This is a genomic window from Yersinia ruckeri ATCC 29473 (assembly GCF_000754815.1).
Lineage (GTDB): Bacteria > Pseudomonadota > Gammaproteobacteria > Enterobacterales > Enterobacteriaceae > Yersinia > Yersinia ruckeri.
Genome location: NZ_KN150747.1, coordinates 2,970,338 through 2,988,825, shown reverse-complemented (window position 1 = coordinate 2,988,825; position 18,488 = coordinate 2,970,338). Strand labels below are relative to the sequence as shown.

Below are 18,488 nucleotides of genomic sequence, written 5' to 3'. Positions count from 1 at the left end.
ACGATGTTTGGCCGAATCCGGATTTCTACCAGCTTTTTCCTGTTACTGATAATGATTTGTTCTATACAGTTGATCTCAAGTGGTCTGTCATTTACGGCATTTCGTGCGGACTATCAAAATCTCAATCGTGTGGAGCTTAGCAGCCAGCAACGGGATGCATTAAGCCTGAGTTGGGTGTCCTTGCTTCAGGCTCGTAATACCTTAAACCGGGCGGGAACCCGTTCGGCTCTCAACGTTCCACAGGAAAAGGTCAATGAACTGATGGGCAATGCCCGCAGTTCGTTACAGAAAGCCGACCTCTACTTCAATCAGTTTTTGGCTATACCCCGAGTTAACGATAACGCAGATGAGCTGATCGCGGCCACTCAAGCTAGTTATCAGAATCTACGGACTTCTTTACGTGAATTGATCGGGTTCCTGGAGGCAGGAAACTTGCAGGCGTTTATGGATCAACCGACCCAGAAAACCCAAGATCTGTTCGAGGCTGATTTCGTACAGTATCTGCAACATACAACAGAAATTATTACAGATTCCAGTCAGGAAAATGCACAAGCCTATTTGTTGTCCAAATGGATTTTCGCCGGTGCGGTGGTATTGGTGATATCTATGGCCATCTCTTGCGTTATTTGGTTGAAAACGATGTTTGTCTCACCGTTAGCGATCATGCGTGATCATTTTGACCGCATTGCACAAGGGGATTTGGCCGGCAAAATTTCGGTATCTGGTCGCAATGAAATCAGCCAGTTGTTTGCCAGTTTGCGCATTATGCAACAGTCACTGATTAGTACCGTCAGTAAAGTTCGGGACGGTACTGAATCGATGCTCACCGGGATTCAGGAAATATCCGCAGGTAATAACGATCTTTCCGCACGAACCGAACAGCAGGCGGCTTCTCTGGAAGAAACTGCAGCCAGTATGGAGCAGTTGACTGCTACCGTGAAACAGAATGCGGATAACGCCCGTCAGGCTACGCTGTTGGCGCAGGAAGCGTCGGCAACGGCTGCCAAAGGCGGCATGCTGGCGGGTGACGTTGTCAATACTATGCACGAAATAGCGGCAAGTTCGCATAAGATCGGCGCTATTACCAGCGTGATCGATGGCATTGCTTTTCAGACCAATATTCTGGCTTTGAACGCCGCAGTTGAAGCCGCGCGTGCCGGTGAACAAGGGCGTGGATTCGCCGTGGTTGCCGGAGAAGTTCGCAATCTGGCACAACGCAGTGCGCAGGCGGCCAAAGAAATCAAAGGGTTGATCGATGAATCCGTCGGTCGGGTACGTCAGGGCTCTACCTTGGTAGAAAGCTCGGGTACCACGATGGAAGAAATCGTGCGTTCGGTTACCCGTGTTACCGACATCATGGGCGAAATCGCGTCCGCTTCGGATGAACAAAGCCGAGGTATTGAACAGGTTTCGCTGGCAGTGACACAAATGGATCAGGTCACCCAACAGAACGCCGCATTGGTAGAAGAGGCTGCATCTGCGGCCAACGCATTGGAAGAGCAAGCGGGTTATCTCTCCCACGCAGTGTCTGCCTTCCATTTGGCACAGGATGGCTATGATGAAGATTGGCAAGGCACCGGGAAGCAATCAGCGTTAAAGGAAATTTCAGATTGTTAAACGGCGTAATACGTCATTTTTAAAGGGTGAGACCGGATGAAGCAATCTCCTATGTCAGCACCCCAGGATTCTGGTTCGATACTGAGCCAGATGATACAGCGGTTGCCACTGTCGGATGTTCATTTTCGACGAATCTGCCAGCTGATTTATCAGCGCGCAGGTATTGTATTGGCTGACCATAAACGGGAGATGGTTTACAACCGTTTAGTCAGGCGTTTACGGTTATTGGGTATTAATGATTTTGGTCAATATCTGGTGTTGCTGGAAAACGATCCGAACAGCGCTGAGTGGCAAGCTTTTATCAATGCTTTGACCACCAACTTGACGGCGTTTTTCCGCGAGGCTCACCACTTTCCTATTCTGGCGGAACATGCCCGCCAGCGTCAGGGAAATTATACCGTTTGGAGTACGGCAGCTTCGACCGGGGAAGAACCTTACTCTATCGCCATGACTCTGAGCGATACGCTGGGACAACGTTCGGGTGGCTGCCAGGTTCTGGCCAGCGATATTGATACGCAGGTATTGGAAAAGGCCACCAGCGGCGTGTATCGGCAGGATGAACTGCGTTCGCTTTCTGCTCAGCAGATGCAGCGCTATTTCCTGCGCGGCACTGGCCCCCACCAGGGATTGGTTCGGGTGCGTCCTGAATTATCGAATATGTTGACGTTTCAACAGCTTAATCTGCTGGCACCGGAGTGGACATTACCGGGGCAATTTGACGCCATATTCTGTCGTAATGTGATGATTTATTTTGATAAAGAGACGCAGGAGCGTATTTTGCGCCGCTTTGTCCCTTTGCTAAAACCCGGTGGCCTGATGTTTGCTGGGCACTCGGAGAATTTCAGTCAAATCAGTCGGGAATTCTATTTGCGCGGACAGACCGTTTACGGACTGACCAAGGAGAGGTGATGAGTAAAATCAGAGTGTTGTGCGTTGATGATTCTGCATTAATGCGCCAATTAATGACCGAGATTATTAATAGTCACCCGGATATGGAAATGGTCGCTACGGCACCAGATCCACTGGTTGCCCGTGATTTGATCAAAAAATTCAATCCGCAGGTACTAACGCTTGATGTCGAAATGCCGCGGATGGATGGCTTGGATTTTCTTGAAAAACTAATGCGATTACGTCCAATGCCGGTGGTGATGGTGTCGTCACTGACCGGTAAAAATTCGGAAATAACCATGCGGGCGCTGGAATTGGGGGCGATAGATTTCGTCACTAAACCGCAATTGGGTATTCGTGAAGGTATGCTGGCTTACAGTGAACTGATCGCTGAAAAAATTCGCACTGCCGCCAAGGCACGTTTACCGCAGCGTATGACCAATAATAATGCGCCGGTCATCTTGAGCCATACGCCATTGCTGAGCAGTGAGAAGCTGATTGCTATTGGAGCCTCAACTGGCGGAACCGAAGCTATCCGTACCGTGTTGCAGCCATTGCCGCCGACCAGTCCGGCGTTGCTGATTACCCAACATATGCCACCGGGCTTTACTCGCTCATTTGCCGAGCGCTTGAACAAATTATGTCAGATCACCGTTAAAGAGGCTGAAGACGGTGAACGTGTATTGCCGGGGCATGCTTACATCGCACCGGGCGATCGTCATCTGGAATTAGCCCGTAGCGGTGCCAATTATCAGGTACGCATCCACGACGGCCCAGCGGTTAATCGCCATCGTCCATCGGTCGATGTCTTATTCCGTTCCGTCGCACAATATGCGGGCCGTAACGCTGTTGGCGTGATTTTGACTGGTATGGGCAATGACGGTGCTGCTGGTTTGCTGGAAATGCATCGGGCCGGCGCATACACCATTGCGCAAAACGAAGCCAGTTGCGTGGTGTTTGGTATGCCACGTGAAGCCATCGCTATGGGTGGTACCAATGAAGTGCTGGAGTTGAACCAGATAAGCCAGCGAATGCTGGCGCAGATAAGCAGTGGTCAAGCCTTACGTATCTAGGTATCGGCTTCAGATTTAAACATTCCGGTGATAATCGGTTTTGCATTTAATCGCTCAGCGGTGAGCAACAAACCTTAGGAGTTGGTATGGCGGACAAAAATCTCAGATTCTTGGTGGTAGACGATTTTTCGACCATGCGTCGTATTGTCAGAAACCTGCTAAAAGAACTGGGTTTTAATAATGTGGATGAAGCTGAAGACGGCGTTGACGCATTAAACAAATTACGTGCAGGCGGTTTTGATTTTGTCGTTTCTGACTGGAACATGCCAAACATGGACGGGTTGCAATTGTTGCAGGCTATTCGTGCTGACGGCGCGTTGGCGTCTTTACCGGTATTGATGGTGACGGCTGAAGCCAAAAAAGAAAATATTATCGCGGCTGCGCAAGCAGGTGCCAGTGGTTATGTGGTGAAACCTTTCACTGCGGCGACTTTGGAAGAAAAACTCAATAAGATCTTCGAAAAATTGGGCATGTAAGGAGGCGAGATGAATAACCATCCAATGCCCGCAACTGATGCGGCATCAGCCAGTGATATAATTAGCCGGATTGGCAATCTGACGCGTATGTTGCGCGACAGTTTGCGAGAACTGGGGCTGGATCAAGCAATCGCTCAAGCGGCAGAAGCCATTCCGGATGCGCGCGATCGTCTCGATTATGTGGTTCATATGACGGCACAAGCGGCAGAACGTGCGCTAAACTGCGTTGAAGCGGCTCAACCACGTCAGAATGAGTTGGAATCATCGGCTAAGGCGCTAAAAGGTCGTTGGGATGAATGGTTTGCCAATCCCATTGAATTATCTGATGCCCGCTCATTGGTTACTGATACCCGCGATTATCTGGATTTGGTACCGGAACATACCTCTTTCACCAACGCTCAATTGTTGGAGATTATGATGGCGCAGGATTTCCAAGATCTTACTGGTCAAGTTATCAAGCGCATGATGGACGTGGTACAGGAAATTGAGAAACAGTTATTGATGGTGTTGATGGAGAATATTCCGGAACAAACGGCAAAACCTCAGCCAGCCAATAGCCTACTTAATGGACCTCAGTTGGATAAAAACGGTGCTGGGGTGATTGCAAACCAGGATCAGGTTGATGATTTACTGGATAGCTTAGGTTTTTAGACCAAAAGTAAATGCACTATGCAGATGAGGGCTACCCTCATCTGCAAAGCCAGTGTTTAGCATTCAATGTCACTAAAGGGATTATTATGACAGAACCGAAAATAGGCTTCGGTAGGTCAATGACTGTGGGGATAATGAAAGTCGACGCATTGGCAATTTGAGGTATGAAGAGTATATCTGGTATTTTTTGATGGCGAGCAGCCTCTGTCTAGGTCATTCTTGAACATATGACGGATAACCTTAGCTCGCAGGCTACTTGCAGCACCGCTCCAGTAGAAGCTACCAGCTTACTCTTTGGAACATACCATGATAGTTTCAATTGGTGTGCTAATAATATAATCATTATTAGATAATTCAGTTATCTTTATTTTTATGTTGTCATAATTAAGTACATCAAAAATTTCACTTAATTCTTTATTTTTATTATCAAAGTCAATCGAATGATAACTCCCTTCCTTTTTATGCTTAAATCTAATCATTCCATCTACTGAGGTTTGTTCAGAATCGTGGCATGAATAAGTCCCTGACACCAATAGATAACCTTCCCCATTGTTTTGCATAGAAAAAAACACATCAAATATACTGTTTTTATTACATGTACTATTGACGAACAGTTTTCTCTTCATCTGCCCGTGGCACTCAAATCCTTGGTTTGTCGCTATATAATCCCATGTGAAAAATGTAATCAGTAATGATACGGCCAAAAAAAGTAAAGCGACTTGTTTCTTGTATTTTATCATGTTAATTTTCATTTTCATTTTCATATTTATTTATATAGTAATTGGCGCAACTAATTTTTCTATTGGATGGGCAGTAAGCTAACAAACCATTCATTGTAACCTGACCATATGAATTCTGCTTTTGTTGAGAAAAATAATAGACATTAGTTTCGTTGTTACATTTCAAATCATTATTGGCAACAATTTTCTTGATCGTTTTTATCGTACTGAATAGTGGCATACCTCTAGTCCGATCATCGACAAGATAAAATCGACATTGTTCAAAACGGAATATCTCAGTTCTTACTGATTAGTAGTAGATCAGTCTGGTTAATGTTCGAGATCAAATCAGGTAACGCCACTTCACACTGCGCCCCGCCGTTCCAGTGAACACGCATTGATTCACCGGGGCGGATACCGCTCAGATAAACGTTACCGTCATCACTCACAATGCCGACACTTTGCTGTTTGTTATTCATAATGGTGGCACCGAATGGTGGCGCTGAGCCATCAGCCAGACGGATAACAACCATGGCTTTTTCGCCAGAAATCACTTCAAATTGGCGATAGCCTATCGCGCCTTCCGTCAGGGTGGCCTGCACCACTGAACGCGTCGTTTCGGCGTTATCTGGCAATTTATTCAGATCAATGCTGATCCGGTTTCGGTAGTAACTACTCACATCTGTAACAACGGTTTTGCCGAAACGGTTAGATTCCGTGGTTGCGTTATAACCACGGATCGGGATCCCGGCCACGCCACCGGTGTCTAGCAATATCCGCGTGCCGCCGATAGTGCCTGAGCGATGCAACGCCGCGCCTTCAAGGGTAGCTGTTGCTCCCCCTTGTAATGACATTCCCACCGATGAGTAACGTCCGGCCTGATAACTGGCGTTGCCATTGATTTGCGCAATATCCCCCTGGTGGCTGTAAAAACCGCTGGCGGTTGCCCCACGGCGAGAAACACCGGAACTTATTTGATAGTTATCGTGCTCATTTACCCGGTCGTAGTAACTGACCTGATGAGTGTTATCGTTGCGATCCAGGCTGCTGCTATAGCTCAGGGAACCGCTGCTACTAAACGGCATAGATAAAGACAGATACATGCCATCGTCATTGATGCCATCAAAACTGTTGCGGTATGCCGTCATCGACACACTTAAATTCTTGACGCGGCCAAGATCAAAATAGTGTGACAACGTCAGGTTATAGCGTTCGCTAGACGGCCTGTTCCAATAAGTCTGGAGGCTATAATCCAGATATGTACTCAGATCTAAGTCTCTAAATTGCTTGCTAAAGGTAGTGGTATACATCTCTTTACTATTCTGGGAGCGTATACTTTGAGTTCGTACATCCAGATATTCGCTCATACTCAAATAGTTCTGTTGCGAGAAGCGGTAACCGGCAAAGGTGAGCTGACTATCGTAATCATCGAAACGTTTCGAATAACTCAGACGATAAGTCCCCCCGGTCAACGCCGTGTCGTATTGGGGCAATATTGCGCGAGATTGCGTGATATCAAATGACATTGCCCCAAACACCATCAGATCACGACCTACGCCCCCCGCCAGGGCGTTATAATTCCCCCCAAGCACGCTGCCGCCGTACAGCGACCAGCCGTTGCTGATCCCCCAGGAGAACTCGCCAGTGGCAAATGTTGGGCCATTGGTTTTGTGTTTCCAATCTGAGGGGCGACCCGCCGCCAGCTTGTAACGCACCGTGCCTGGCCGCGTGAGGTAAGGAATACTGGCCGTATCCATCTTAAATATTTGCACAGTGCCATCTTGTTCCTCTACCCGGATATCCAATTGCCCGGACACGGAGTTATCGATGTCCTGAATGCGGAATGGACCGGAGGCCACTTGGGTTTCCTGCAAAATCCGCCCCTGCTGGCTGATGACCACTTTGGCATTGGTGCGAGCGACACCTGTCACTTCAGGCGCGTAGCCACGCAGGTTTGGCGGCAACATGTTGTCATCGGTAACCAGGCTGGCACCGGTAAAACGGAAACTGTCAAAAATATCGGAGTTGAGAAAATCCTCACCGAGGGTCAGTTTGGCACTTAGAGGTGATATTGCCCGATACATATAATAACGGCTCCAATCCCAAGACGTCTGTGTAGGCTGCCCGGACCCAGTTTGGTGCTTGATTTGGGTCTGCCAATCTGAACGTAAACGCCAAGAACCCAGATTGGCTCCCATCGTACCGTTACCACTCAAGCTGTAATCTTGGGTACCCTGTTCAAGTTGCTGCTGCGTTTGGCCGTTGAAGTTGTAGTCGAGGAGTATTCCAGGAATGCCGTTATCCCAGCGTGAAGGCGGATCCCAATCATCCGAGGCGTATTCTAGGTAAGCCTGTGGAATATTCAGATAGAGCGTGGCGGCACCTAAGTCTCCCTTGGCGGTCATCCCCTTCAGGCTTGAGATCACCAGGCACTGCCCTTGATGCCACCAAATCAACTGCTCTTTTAACGTCGGTTTTAAGCCAAATTGCTCCATCAACTCTCCGCTAATACAGGCTTCACTGCCATTGGCATCCCCCTCGGGGGTATAAAAAACTACTGACTGTTCTGACAGGTCTTGTTTATTCATCTGTACCGACATGAGGTAATTACCCGGCATAATGTAATTGCTGCGGGAAAAAAGATCTAAATCGATATTTTTGCGGTCGTTTATGTCTAATACATCAGTATTAAATTGAAACTCAGTCGCCTGGGCTGAGATCGTCCCGCTAACAATATAACTAATGATCACCCCTAAAATAAGTAGGTGCAAAGGCAGTGGCTTAAAGTAAAATAAAATCATTATTACCAGACCTTTTTATATAATGCCAATTTCGATAATATTGACAAAAAAGATCCGCTGTATCTCTAGAGTAATGACTATACCATCATGCAGTATCAGTAATAGTCTAGTTTTAATCTTACAGCAGAGGTATTTCCCACAGAAAATTACAATGTAATTTAGTTGTTTTCCGTAAGTTACTAATGTATTAGCACCTCTTTTGAGTCTATTTTAACGATAGGTGACAGTATATTTTACGTTGCGAAACACCTTTTTTGATCAGTAAGTTGCAGATCGATATATTTATAATTATCTACAGTGGGAAATAATCCAGCACCATGACCACCATCAAGGGTAATTTGCAACCGTAGCCAGTCAGCTAATAACGTATCAATTCTCTCTAAAATGGAATTTATCAAGCGAATCGAAAATAGACGTATCTGACATTGACTATTGTTGGGTATATAACCCACCCTCAGAGCGTCAAGATTAATGTTTTTGCCATCGCTGTCTGTGCCTATAGCACTCCCTGCTTTAATAATCGTAGACCTAGCTTGGGTTATACACCTCAGATTCAACAATAGGAGGAGCGTAGAACGACTTAATGTTATATACATATCCAGGCTCTTCAGTATTAAATTAGAACGAAATGCATGTGAGAAATCCCACATGCATGAAAAATAATGATTTTATTGATAATCAAGGGTGAAGTTGGCTACACTTGAGAAATCGCCAGGTACCACACCGCCTGAAGCGCCATTACCTTGTAAATAGGCAGAGAATAGCAGCGTATTATTGCCATTCTGCAATTTTTGCGCATCACTTGATTTACCTAATTCAATTAGCTCGCCTTTACCATCCTTCATGACGACGCTAGCACCTGCTGCTGTGCCGGTAATACCCAGTAAACCTGTAGTATTGCCTTCAGCACCGGTGAATTTGGCGGTAACAGATTTGCCTTTATCGCCAATGTTGCATTTTTCCAACTTAATTTTGAAATCTTTTGGTGTAGAGGTTCCTTTATTATCCAGTGCTACTTTAGATACCGGGCCTAGGTCAACGGTCTGGTCAATAGTTCCAGAGTCAATAGAACATGGTGCGTCAATAATAGATCCGGTAAAAGTTACGGTACCGTGGCCAAGATCGGCAGTAGGGTCAGTTGCTGCTTGAGAAAAAGCTGCAATCCCAAAAACTAAAGTAATACCTAATACAATTTTATTCAGTTTCACTTGATATTCCTTATTTACCGTGCTGGTGGATAAATATACAAATTTGCAATCTTTTTCACCGAGGTAGATTATTGCAATATAGTCAGTTAAAAGAAAGGATGAAAACTATTTCGGTACATTTTCGCCACAAAAGGCTGCATTGGAATAAATAAGATAATAAATGAAAAGCCAATCACTAATTTATAATTCTAAATTAGATGAAAATACTATTTTATTGTAAAGTAAAAGACGCATAACGTATTTAATGTCAAAAAACGATACAATAATCCGTAAGGTGCCGTAAATATAGGTAATTGTAGAGTTTTAGAAACAGAGTGAGGCTATGTTGTTACATGAGTTATCATCAGAAAAAAAATACACATCGAAATTACCATGACTGGAGTCTGATTACTCTGGGGATATTGTTATTTTGGCTGATATTTATTATGCCGATTTATTTGCCAAATATGGGCGGTAGTGGGCTGAAATTGCCACAAAATATCATCACTTGTGGAGTGATTGCCGCAATCACGGCAACCCTCTGGTTAACTATGCCGGCACGGAAAATTATACATTTTACCGTCACGTCTCATTGGATATTATTGGGCGTATTGATTCTGGCGATCCCGTTACTGTATACCGCCCCACATTGGCGTGATGCCGCATTTTCCCGTTGGCTTGGACTGGCTACCGGTGTGGTTTTTTATCTCTCATGGTTACAATCTGGCCTATCACACCGATGGTTTTCGTGGGTGTTATATGGCGTATTGGGGGCAGTAACAGTTCAAGCCTCTATTACCTTATTGCAGTTTATTGCACCCGATTACGTACCTGCTTGGTTCGTTTATCCTATAGTACAAAATCGTCCTTATGGTGTATTTCAGCAGGTGAATGTGCTAGCCAGCTTTATTGCTACAGGTCTGGCTCTGGTATTGCTATTGTTCTTGTTACCCGGCTTTGCCTTGGCTCGTAATACATTGGAGCGAAGCCGAAAATGTTTATTAGGGTTAATATTGGTTCTTTTTTCTGTACTCTTAGTGTGGTTACAGTCACGGATTGGTTGGCTGGGCGGGGGGATTGCGGGAGCCATGCTCTTGCTGCTGGGATACCGAACGGATAAGCGACAGACTTTAATCGCTTCAGGGTTGATCGTACTCGGTATGGTTTTCGCTATTCTGTTGCAGAATAGGGGCGCAATTGAAAACATTGAACATACGGCATCTACCCATGCCCGTCTGATAATATTGCACGATACCCTGAGGATGATAGCTGAAAAACCTTGGTTAGGATGGGGCTATGGCGGGTTTGAGTACAATTTTCAACACTATCGGTTGGCCCAGGGATTATCTACTTCAGGCCTTGATGTTGTCCGTCATCCTCATAACGAGATACTGCTATGGTGGAGTGAAGGCGGCGTTGTTGCTGCCATCGGAATATTGATACTGATTTTTGCAGGCACCCGGCTAGGGTGGCAAGTCTGGAGACAGAGCCGCCAAACGCAAGGGCTAAATCAACAGGTTGTTGACTTCAACATTGCACTGACATTTGTACTCATTCCTATATTGTTACATACCCAAACGGAATATCCTTTTAGCCTTTCAGCCGCACATTGGGTGATATTTTTACTGTTATTCGCACAGTTGGATCGTCAAGTTAGTACTGTTTCAGAATGGCGTTCATTGTCACCGATAATAAGTACATTTCTTGGTGGTGCAATCCTGGCGATTTCGCTAGGGGTGATGGTGCTATCGGGTGGTGCCCTCTATGCTAATCTGGCTTTAACCTCCTTAGAGCGTAATCACTGGGTGGATATTGAACCGGCACGTCGAGCCATAAAGTTTGATCCATGGGTTAATAGCGAACGTTGGCATTACGATAAACAGATGTATTCATTATTGGTATTTAATCGGACTCAGGATCCCCGTCTACTTGAAGAATATCGCCATTGGGCTCAAGATTATCTCTCTCGGCGAATTGATATGAATGTGTATGCCACTTGGTTAAGTATCGCGCAGTACCAACAGGATATGGAATCATATAAGCGTATACATCAAGAAGCACAGGGTCTGTTCCCAGAGGATCCACGCTTTTCGCGGGTCGCCGTTCAGCCTGCGGAATCTCGGTAACATCACTCGACTTTAAATAACCATGCAGATCACTGCATGGTTCCAGAGGCACTCATTGTTAACTTAATACGTTATATGAGTAACATTAATTTTTTCACCCAGGCTACTGAAATAGCTTACTGTTGATACGAAGAAAGGCATAAAGCTCAAAATTACTGCTGACTCCTAATTTGTTCATCGCGGATTTTTTTTGAGCATACACTGTTTTGATACTTTTTTTCATTATGGAAGATATCGCCGTCAGAGTATATTCCTTAGCAATTAGCCTAATAACCTTATTTTCCTGAGGAGCAAGTTGATACTGGAAACATAGATGACATTTTTTATGGGTAACGTCTGCATCAGGAACCGTGCTTTTTTCGTGCAAAGAAAAAGCCTTGCTAATCTTATCGATGACAACCGATGCTCTATCTTTCCGATAGATAATAGGTAAATCCTTAATGCAGGAATGTATAATATCAGCGTGTTTTTGGTTATTCTCACACTTCAGTATGAGGAAGGTTGTCCCTATAAAACTGCAGTTAAAAAATGGTAAAGCGAGCAGATTATCAGTTACGCAATCGACGGCTATAAATGTCAGGTCTGAGATTGAATAAAACACATAATCAGGCTCAGTAAAGTGAACCTTAATTTTTTGACTTTTAAAGTGCTGATCCAGTAATAAATGTAGGGAATGCATATAAAAAATATCACTATCTATCGTAGTTATAGTTAACATAGCTCCTCTATTTATTTTTTACTTATGAAGTACTGCTGTCGGGTGAGTTTTTGACTTTTATTACCTCTTTTTTGGGAGGGAAGGAACAGTTATTTATATGGATTTTAATTATTACAAAGTAATGAATTAAAAGACACGAAGAAAAACAAACATAGGCAAATTCACCATAAAGCACTACGCTGATATAAATAAGATAATAAATGGAAAGCTAATCGCTTAAATATATGCTGAATGTCATCAAGACGATTTTTAAATTTTAGTTAAAGTAGTTCGAGTTAATTTGAATTGCATAAATGCCACGGACGTACCCTGTACGCCGTTTTGCAGATGAGGGCTACCCTCATCTGCAAAACTGGCCTTTACCTTCTCTGATAATTGATGTTAAACACATTTTCCCCGCTGAACGGCTACACTACGCCTCTCACTTCGGTATTCCAGCTTTTGGCTAGAATAACGGCATTTTCGGCATTCACCCGGCCGTATCCATACCAATGGCTGTGACCATTCTTATCGTAATGACCGCTTTCCTGATCAATTTTATCGCAAGAGTCGCGGATGATAGTTTTGACGTCGGCATAGCCGAGATCGGGATTGGCAGAAAGAATCAGCGCCGCAACACCCGCGACGCCAGGGCAGGAACTGGAAGTGCCGTTAAACCGGTTGGTGTAGTTGCCAAAGATATCGCCAGTCAGAGTCAAACCTGGGTTGTAGCCATATTGATGGCGTAGGTCGGTGGTCCAGATGCCAGAGGTAAGAGGTGCTGGATGGGCTTCAGTGGGGCTGGCTGTGTCGCCGCTGGGGAACGCACACCAAATGGACTGACCATAATCGCTGTAAATACAGCGAGTGCTGTGATCATTGCAGGCTGCGACAGCGATGACTTTGTCATAGCTGGCATAACCATCATTTTCTACTGATTCATTACCATTGCCTGCCGCGAAGACAATCACGCATCCTTTGCCGTTACGACCATTTTTGACCGCGTAATCTATCGCCAATCGGGTAAAGGCTGGCAGTTCCACGCGAGTTTTATGTCTGGGATCGTTGGGGAGATACCAAAGACCATCCGTTGGCCCCCAGCTACAGGAAATAATGTCGGCACCGTTATCGGCGGCCCAGATAAAAGACAGCGCCTCACCAAATGACCCTAATCCCTCAACCAGACGAATTGGCATCAAATGGGCGCCGGGGGCGACGCCTGATGCACCATAATAACCATCTGCACAGGCGACACCGGCACAGGCGGTTCCATGTCGGTCACCCTCTGCGGGCATAGGATCGTAATCATTGTAGGGGCCAGCATAGTTGCGTGGGTGAACTACTTTGCCTGCGCGCATAAATTCGGGGTGCTGAATATCAAAGCCATCATCGATTATGGCAATAGTTACACCATTACCAATAGTGATAGTGTGTGCTGCCTCAACGTTGGCACTGGCATCAATAACCGTTTCGGTTCTGACCACGGTTTTTTTTAAATGCCACTGATTCGGATGAATAGCCTTATTTGCTTTGCTGTGAATTAATTCCGGATGACAGTTTTCTACTTCTTTGTTTTCGGCTATTTTATCCACGATAGAAAATATATCGTCTCCAGTGTCTTCTTTTACCGATAAGAAATAGGCATTTTTCAGAAATGCTATTTTTTTCTTGATAAAAAGGTGGTTTTTTTTAATGATGTTCTCACAGTCTATCGTTGAATTATCATCTTTAAACTTAATGAACAGATTTTCCGTATAGATAATCGGATCTGCCGAGTTTACGGGTTTAAACCCTAAGCCAGCAAAGCGAACATCTTTTTCTTTGGCAATATCATCCTTTAATTTATTGATTTCATTGTCATTTCCATTAACGTGAACCACGTAAACATTGACTGGGCCGATGTTGAACACCAAGCGATAATCCATTGCCTTGTTTTTTATTGCGTTGTTAATTACTGGGAAAAACGCTTTGCCTTGATGCATCCTGACAATAATGGTGTCAGAGGATTTTATGATTGATAATGTTTTTTTCTGGTTATCTATAATTTCATAAGTAACATCAAATTTTTTCATTTTATTTCCTTTTTTATTTTCTTTGTGAATATATATGAGTGGTCTTGTTTTTATTGGGTACTCATTATGACAATGTCATTAATGGCGAGGTCTTTTTTAAATTTATATCACTGAGGCGGTTATTTTTCTATAAAAATAGCGCTTAATTATTTCTGTTATTAGTCTTGTGATAGTTTGCTTATTATATGAATGTATTTTTTAACCGAGAAATAAATAAACAAGAGAAATAAAATAAAGTATTTTCCTATAACGGCGGCTGGTTTATGGCGATAGTTGAATTTGGCGAGCGGAGAAGAAGAGGGCATAAATGGCTAAAACGGCAGCTCAAGATCGCGCTTCATCCGAGAAATAACCCCCTAATTGCAGCTTTGTTCCGCCCATAACCTCGGCGAATCTTTGTCATGCTAGGCAGTCATTTTCTTTGTCTTATAACAGGAACGCACAAGCTGAACCGAGAGACCCACAGTGGCTGAAGATAGTGATCTGGAAAAGACCGAGGAACCCACAGCTCATAAGCTGGAGAAAGCTCGAGAAAAAGGCCAGATTCCACGCTCGCGAGAGTTGACCTCGATGCTGATGCTCGGGGCCGGTTTGTCGATCCTGTGGGTTTTTGGTGAATCAATTGGCCGCCAACTTGCCGCCATGATTGCTCAGGGACTGCAATTCAACCACGGTGTTATTGGCAATGAAAAGCAGATGCTACGGCAGGTTGGTATGTTGCTGATGCAAACCGTCAAGGCGCTATTGCCCGTCTTTATTGGACTGGTTCTGGTCGCCATCTCGGTACCGATGCTATTAGGTGGTATTGCATTTAGCGGTGAGTCATTCAAGTTTGACCTGAAACGTATGAACCCGATATCCGGGTTGAAACGTATGTTTTCTTCGCAAGTTTTGGCTGAATTACTGAAGGCGATTCTGAAAGCAACCCTGGTGGGCTGGGTCACCGGGATGTTTTTATGGCATTACTGGCCCGATATGCTGCGATTGATTGCCGCACCACCGATTGCCGCCTTAGGGGATGCACTGCATCTGATTTTGTTTTGCGGTTTTATCGTGGTGTTGGGGTTAACGCCTATGGTGGGTTTTGATGTGTTCTACCAAATTATGAGTCACATCAAAAAGTTGCGTATGACCAAACAGGAAATTCGCGATGAATTCAAAGATCAGGAAGGTGATCCCCATGTTAAGGGACGAATCCGTCAGCAACAACGGGCAATGGCTCGTCGGCGAATGATGGCCGATGTACCCCAGGCCGATGTGATTGTCACTAACCCGACTCACTATGCAGTGGCATTACAATATAACGAGAACAAAATGAGCGCGCCTAAAGTCTTGGCCAAAGGTGCGGGAGAAGTTGCCCTGCGTATTCGCGAACTGGGCGCTGAACACCGAATTCCGATGCTGGAAGCCCCGCCATTGGCGCGTGCGCTGTACCGACATAGCGAGATCGGGCAGCATATTCCGGCCACGCTGTATGCTGCAGTGGCTGAAGTCCTTGCCTGGGTTTATCAGCTAAAACGCTGGAAACGGGAAGGTGGGCTGATTCCTAAGAAACCTGAACATCTGCCAGTGCCGGACGCACTGGATTTTGCTGGAGAGAGTGATACTAATGGCTAACTTGGCCGCCCTGCTTCGTTTACCGGGCAATTTTAAAGACACGCAGTGGCAGGTACTTGCCGGTCCGATCCTGATATTAATGATTCTGTCGATGATGGTTTTGCCATTACCGCCGTTCATTCTGGATCTGTTGTTTACCTTTAACATCGCACTGTCCATCATGGTATTGCTGGTCGCGATGTTTACCAAACGCACGCTGGAATTTGCTGCATTCCCGACCATTTTGTTGTTTTCCACCTTATTACGTCTATCGCTCAACGTAGCCTCAACCCGTATCATCCTGATGGATGGCCATACCGGTGCCGCAGCAGCTGGGCGGGTCGTTGAAGCCTTTGGCCACTTCCTGGTCGGCGGCAACTTCGCCATCGGTATAGTGGTATTTATCATTTTGGTGGTGATTAACTTTATGGTTATCACCAAAGGTGCTGGGCGTATCGCCGAAGTGGGCGCGCGCTTTGTCCTGGATGGTATGCCGGGTAAACAGATGGCTATCGATGCCGATCTGAATGCCGGATTGATCGGTGAGGATGAAGCCAAAAAACGTCGTTCTGAAGTCACGCAGGAAGCGGATTTCTACGGTTCGATGGACGGTGCCAGTAAGTTCGTTCGTGGCGATGCGGTTGCCGGGCTACTCATCATGGTGATTAACGTGGTGGGCGGCTTGTTGGTCGGGGTCATGCAACATAATATGGCTGTCGGCCATGCAGCAGAAACCTATACCTTGCTGACTATCGGCGATGGTCTGGTTGCACAGATTCCTGCGTTGGTTATTTCCACCGCCGCCGGTGTGATAGTGACTCGCGTCGGTACCGATCAAGACGTGGGTCAGCAGATGGTGACCCAACTGTTCAATAATCCCCGCGTGATGGTGCTGAGTGCCAGCGTTCTCGGGTTATTGGGCATGGTGCCGGGGATGCCGAACTTCGTCTTCCTGCTGTTTACGGCGGCATTGCTGGCTTTGGCCTGGCATCTGCGTGGTAAACAGACCCAGCAGCAACCGGTGGTTGAACAACCGGTGGTGCAGGATCAACAACAAGCGACAGAAGCAACTTGGTCTGACGTTCAGTTGGAAGATCCCCTCGGTATGGAAGTCGGTTACCGATTGATTCCTATGGTCGATTTCCAGCAAAACGGCGAACTGTTGGGGCGTATCCGCAGTATTCGTAAGAAATTTGCCCAGGAAATGGGCTATTTGCCGCCAGTCGTGCATATTCGCGATAATCTGGAACTGCCGCCAGCCAGCTACCGTATCCTGATGAAAGGGGTTGAAATTGGCAGCGGTGAGGCACATCCGGGGCGTTGGCTGGCGATTAACCCAGGTAATGCCGTTGGCACCTTACCTGGCGAGGCAACGCAAGATCCTGCCTTTGGCCTGGCCGCCGTGTGGATTGAAAGCGCCTTGCGTGAACAGGCGCAAATTCAGGGCTTTACCGTGGTCGAAGCCAGTACCGTGGTAGCAACTCACCTTAACCATCTGATCAGTCAGTTTGCCAGCGAACTGTTTGGTCGTCAGGAAACTCAGCAGTTACTGGAGCGTGTCACGCAGGAAATGCCGAAGCTGACCGAAGACTTTATTCCAGGCGTGGTATCACTGACCATTTTCCATAAAGTGCTACAGAATCTGCTCTCTGAGCGAGTATCGATTCGCGATATGCGCACCATCATTGAGACGTTGGCAGAACATGCGCCGACACAAACCGATCCGCACGAATTGACAGCGGTAGTCCGTGTGGCGTTGGGACGTTCCATTGCCCAACAGTGGTTCCCTGGCACCGGTGAGATTCAGGTTATTGGCTTGGATGCGGCACTGGAGCGTTTGTTGCTACAAGCTTTGCAAGGCGGTGGTGGTCTTGAGCCGGGTTTGGCTGATCGTCTATTGGAACAGGCTAAACAGGCACTACAGCGTCAGGAAATGCTGGGTGCTCCGCCAGTGTTATTGGTTAACCACGCATTACGCGCATTATTGGCTCGATTCCTGCGCCGTAGTCTGCCGCAGATGGTGGTGCTATCCAATCTAGAGATCGGTGATAACCGCCAAATTCGTATGACATCTACCATTGGAGCGGCTTAATGGGTATTCGCCACAGCATGATGGTCGTTCTTCTCGGATTGCCGTGGTTGGCTCAGGGCGCTTCGGGTGCTTGGGTTGCTGATAATATCGGTGTAACGCAAGGGTTACGTGGCGTACCGACTTCATCTGCTCCCTTACACCCGGTCGGTCCTAATGTGACGCCAGCGAATCGTATTGTTTCAGTCAGTTGGCGTATCCAGTTTCTTTCCGCTGCGCCAAGCGGTTTGCTGGTGAAACTGTGTACGCCGAGTCGTTGTATCGCTCTGGATAGTGACAGTGGTCAAAGTCGTGGGCTTGCTGGAGAATCAGCCGCCAGCCCGATGACATTTGTCTATCTGATTCAAGGGCAGGGGCGAGTGAATCCACCGTTACAGGTAATGAGTAATCAGGTAATAGTGAATTATCAGTGATAGTTTTTTTGAAAAATAAAGCAGTGAAGGCGGAAAGGAAAGAAGGGATAGAAAGGAAAGAAGGGAAAGAAGGGAAAAAAAGG

General features: G+C 46.1%; 14 protein-coding genes. 9 read left to right on the top strand and 5 right to left on the bottom strand.

The annotated features are described in order from the left end of the window. Window positions 1–3 precede the first annotated feature (3 nt). The 5 genes from DJ39_RS13395 (at window position 4) to cheZ (ending at window position 4,705) form a co-directional block, all read left to right on the top strand. Window positions 4–1,617: a methyl-accepting chemotaxis protein gene (locus DJ39_RS13395; RefSeq protein WP_004720771.1), complete on the top strand. Its 1,614-nt coding sequence runs from the start codon at window positions 4–6 to the stop codon at window positions 1,615–1,617. Window positions 1,618–1,653: 36 nt separating this feature from the next. Beyond that, the gene (cheR, locus tag DJ39_RS13390; protein ID WP_038242055.1) at window positions 1,654–2,526 is read left to right on the top strand and encodes a protein-glutamate O-methyltransferase CheR; all 873 of its coding nucleotides are present in this window, start codon (window positions 1,654–1,656) and stop codon (window positions 2,524–2,526) included. Continuing rightward, the gene (locus DJ39_RS13385; RefSeq protein WP_004720768.1) at window positions 2,526–3,578 is read left to right on the top strand and encodes a protein-glutamate methylesterase/protein-glutamine glutaminase; all 1,053 of its coding nucleotides are present in this window, start codon (window positions 2,526–2,528) and stop codon (window positions 3,576–3,578) included. Before cheR ends, DJ39_RS13385 begins: the two co-directional genes overlap by 1 nt. Before the next feature lie 86 nt (window positions 3,579–3,664). Beyond that, window positions 3,665–4,054 carry a chemotaxis response regulator CheY gene (cheY, locus tag DJ39_RS13380; protein WP_004720767.1) on the top strand — a complete coding sequence of 130 codons (390 nt, stop codon included), beginning with the start codon at window positions 3,665–3,667 and terminating at the stop codon, window positions 4,052–4,054. A 9-nt stretch (window positions 4,055–4,063) separates the two neighbouring features. Next, a complete protein-coding gene (gene cheZ, locus DJ39_RS13375) occupies window positions 4,064–4,705 on the top strand; it encodes a protein phosphatase CheZ (RefSeq protein ID WP_004720764.1) in 642 nt (213 codons plus the stop codon). 287 nt (window positions 4,706–4,992) lie between these two features. Here the strand turns inward: cheZ and DJ39_RS13370 are convergent, their stop codons facing one another. From DJ39_RS13370 to DJ39_RS13350, 3 genes are all read right to left on the bottom strand, one after another. Continuing rightward, window positions 4,993–5,457, bottom strand: coding sequence for a hypothetical protein (locus DJ39_RS13370; RefSeq protein WP_038242052.1), 465 nt, complete (start codon window positions 5,455–5,457; stop codon window positions 4,993–4,995). Between the two features lie 263 nt (window positions 5,458–5,720). Next, window positions 5,721–8,225: an outer membrane usher protein gene (locus DJ39_RS13360; protein ID WP_004720758.1), complete on the bottom strand. Its 2,505-nt coding sequence runs from the start codon at window positions 8,223–8,225 to the stop codon at window positions 5,721–5,723. A 668-nt stretch (window positions 8,226–8,893) separates the two neighbouring features. Next, window positions 8,894–9,433, bottom strand: coding sequence for a fimbrial protein (locus DJ39_RS13350; RefSeq protein WP_004720755.1), 540 nt, complete (start codon window positions 9,431–9,433; stop codon window positions 8,894–8,896). 332 nt (window positions 9,434–9,765) lie between these two features. On the opposite strand from DJ39_RS13350, the gene DJ39_RS13345 reads away from it, so the two are divergent. Then, entirely contained in the window at window positions 9,766–11,538 is a 1,773-nt protein-coding gene (locus DJ39_RS13345; RefSeq protein ID WP_004720754.1) for an O-antigen ligase family protein, read from the top strand. A 103-nt stretch (window positions 11,539–11,641) separates the two neighbouring features. Here the strand turns inward: DJ39_RS13345 and DJ39_RS13340 are convergent, their stop codons facing one another. Beyond that, window positions 11,642–12,256, bottom strand: a complete 615-nt coding sequence (locus DJ39_RS13340; protein WP_038242043.1) for a helix-turn-helix transcriptional regulator — start codon at window positions 12,254–12,256, stop codon at window positions 11,642–11,644. 407 nt (window positions 12,257–12,663) lie between these two features. After that, the gene (locus tag DJ39_RS13335) at window positions 12,664–14,307 is read right to left on the bottom strand and encodes a S8 family peptidase (RefSeq protein WP_004720751.1); all 1,644 of its coding nucleotides are present in this window, start codon (window positions 14,305–14,307) and stop codon (window positions 12,664–12,666) included. Window positions 14,308–14,772: 465 nt separating this feature from the next. Here DJ39_RS13335 and flhB point away from each other — a divergent pair, with 465 nt between their 5' ends. Genes flhB through DJ39_RS13320 form a run of 3 tightly spaced genes read left to right on the top strand, consistent with a single transcriptional unit; the run spans window position 14,773 to window position 18,405 of the window. Further along, window positions 14,773–15,924 carry a flagellar biosynthesis protein FlhB gene (gene flhB, locus DJ39_RS13330; RefSeq protein ID WP_004720749.1) on the top strand — a complete coding sequence of 384 codons (1,152 nt, stop codon included), beginning with the start codon at window positions 14,773–14,775 and terminating at the stop codon, window positions 15,922–15,924. Continuing rightward, on the top strand, window positions 15,917–17,995 hold the full coding sequence (gene flhA / locus DJ39_RS13325; RefSeq protein WP_038242039.1) for a flagellar biosynthesis protein FlhA: 2,079 nt from the start codon (window positions 15,917–15,919) through the stop codon (window positions 17,993–17,995). Before flhB ends, flhA begins: the two co-directional genes overlap by 8 nt. Beyond that, complete coding sequence (locus tag DJ39_RS13320; protein WP_038242036.1) at window positions 17,995–18,405, top strand: flagellar protein FlhE; 411 nt, start codon at window positions 17,995–17,997, stop codon at window positions 18,403–18,405. Before flhA ends, DJ39_RS13320 begins: the two co-directional genes overlap by 1 nt. The last annotated feature ends 83 nt before the right edge of the window (window positions 18,406–18,488 follow it).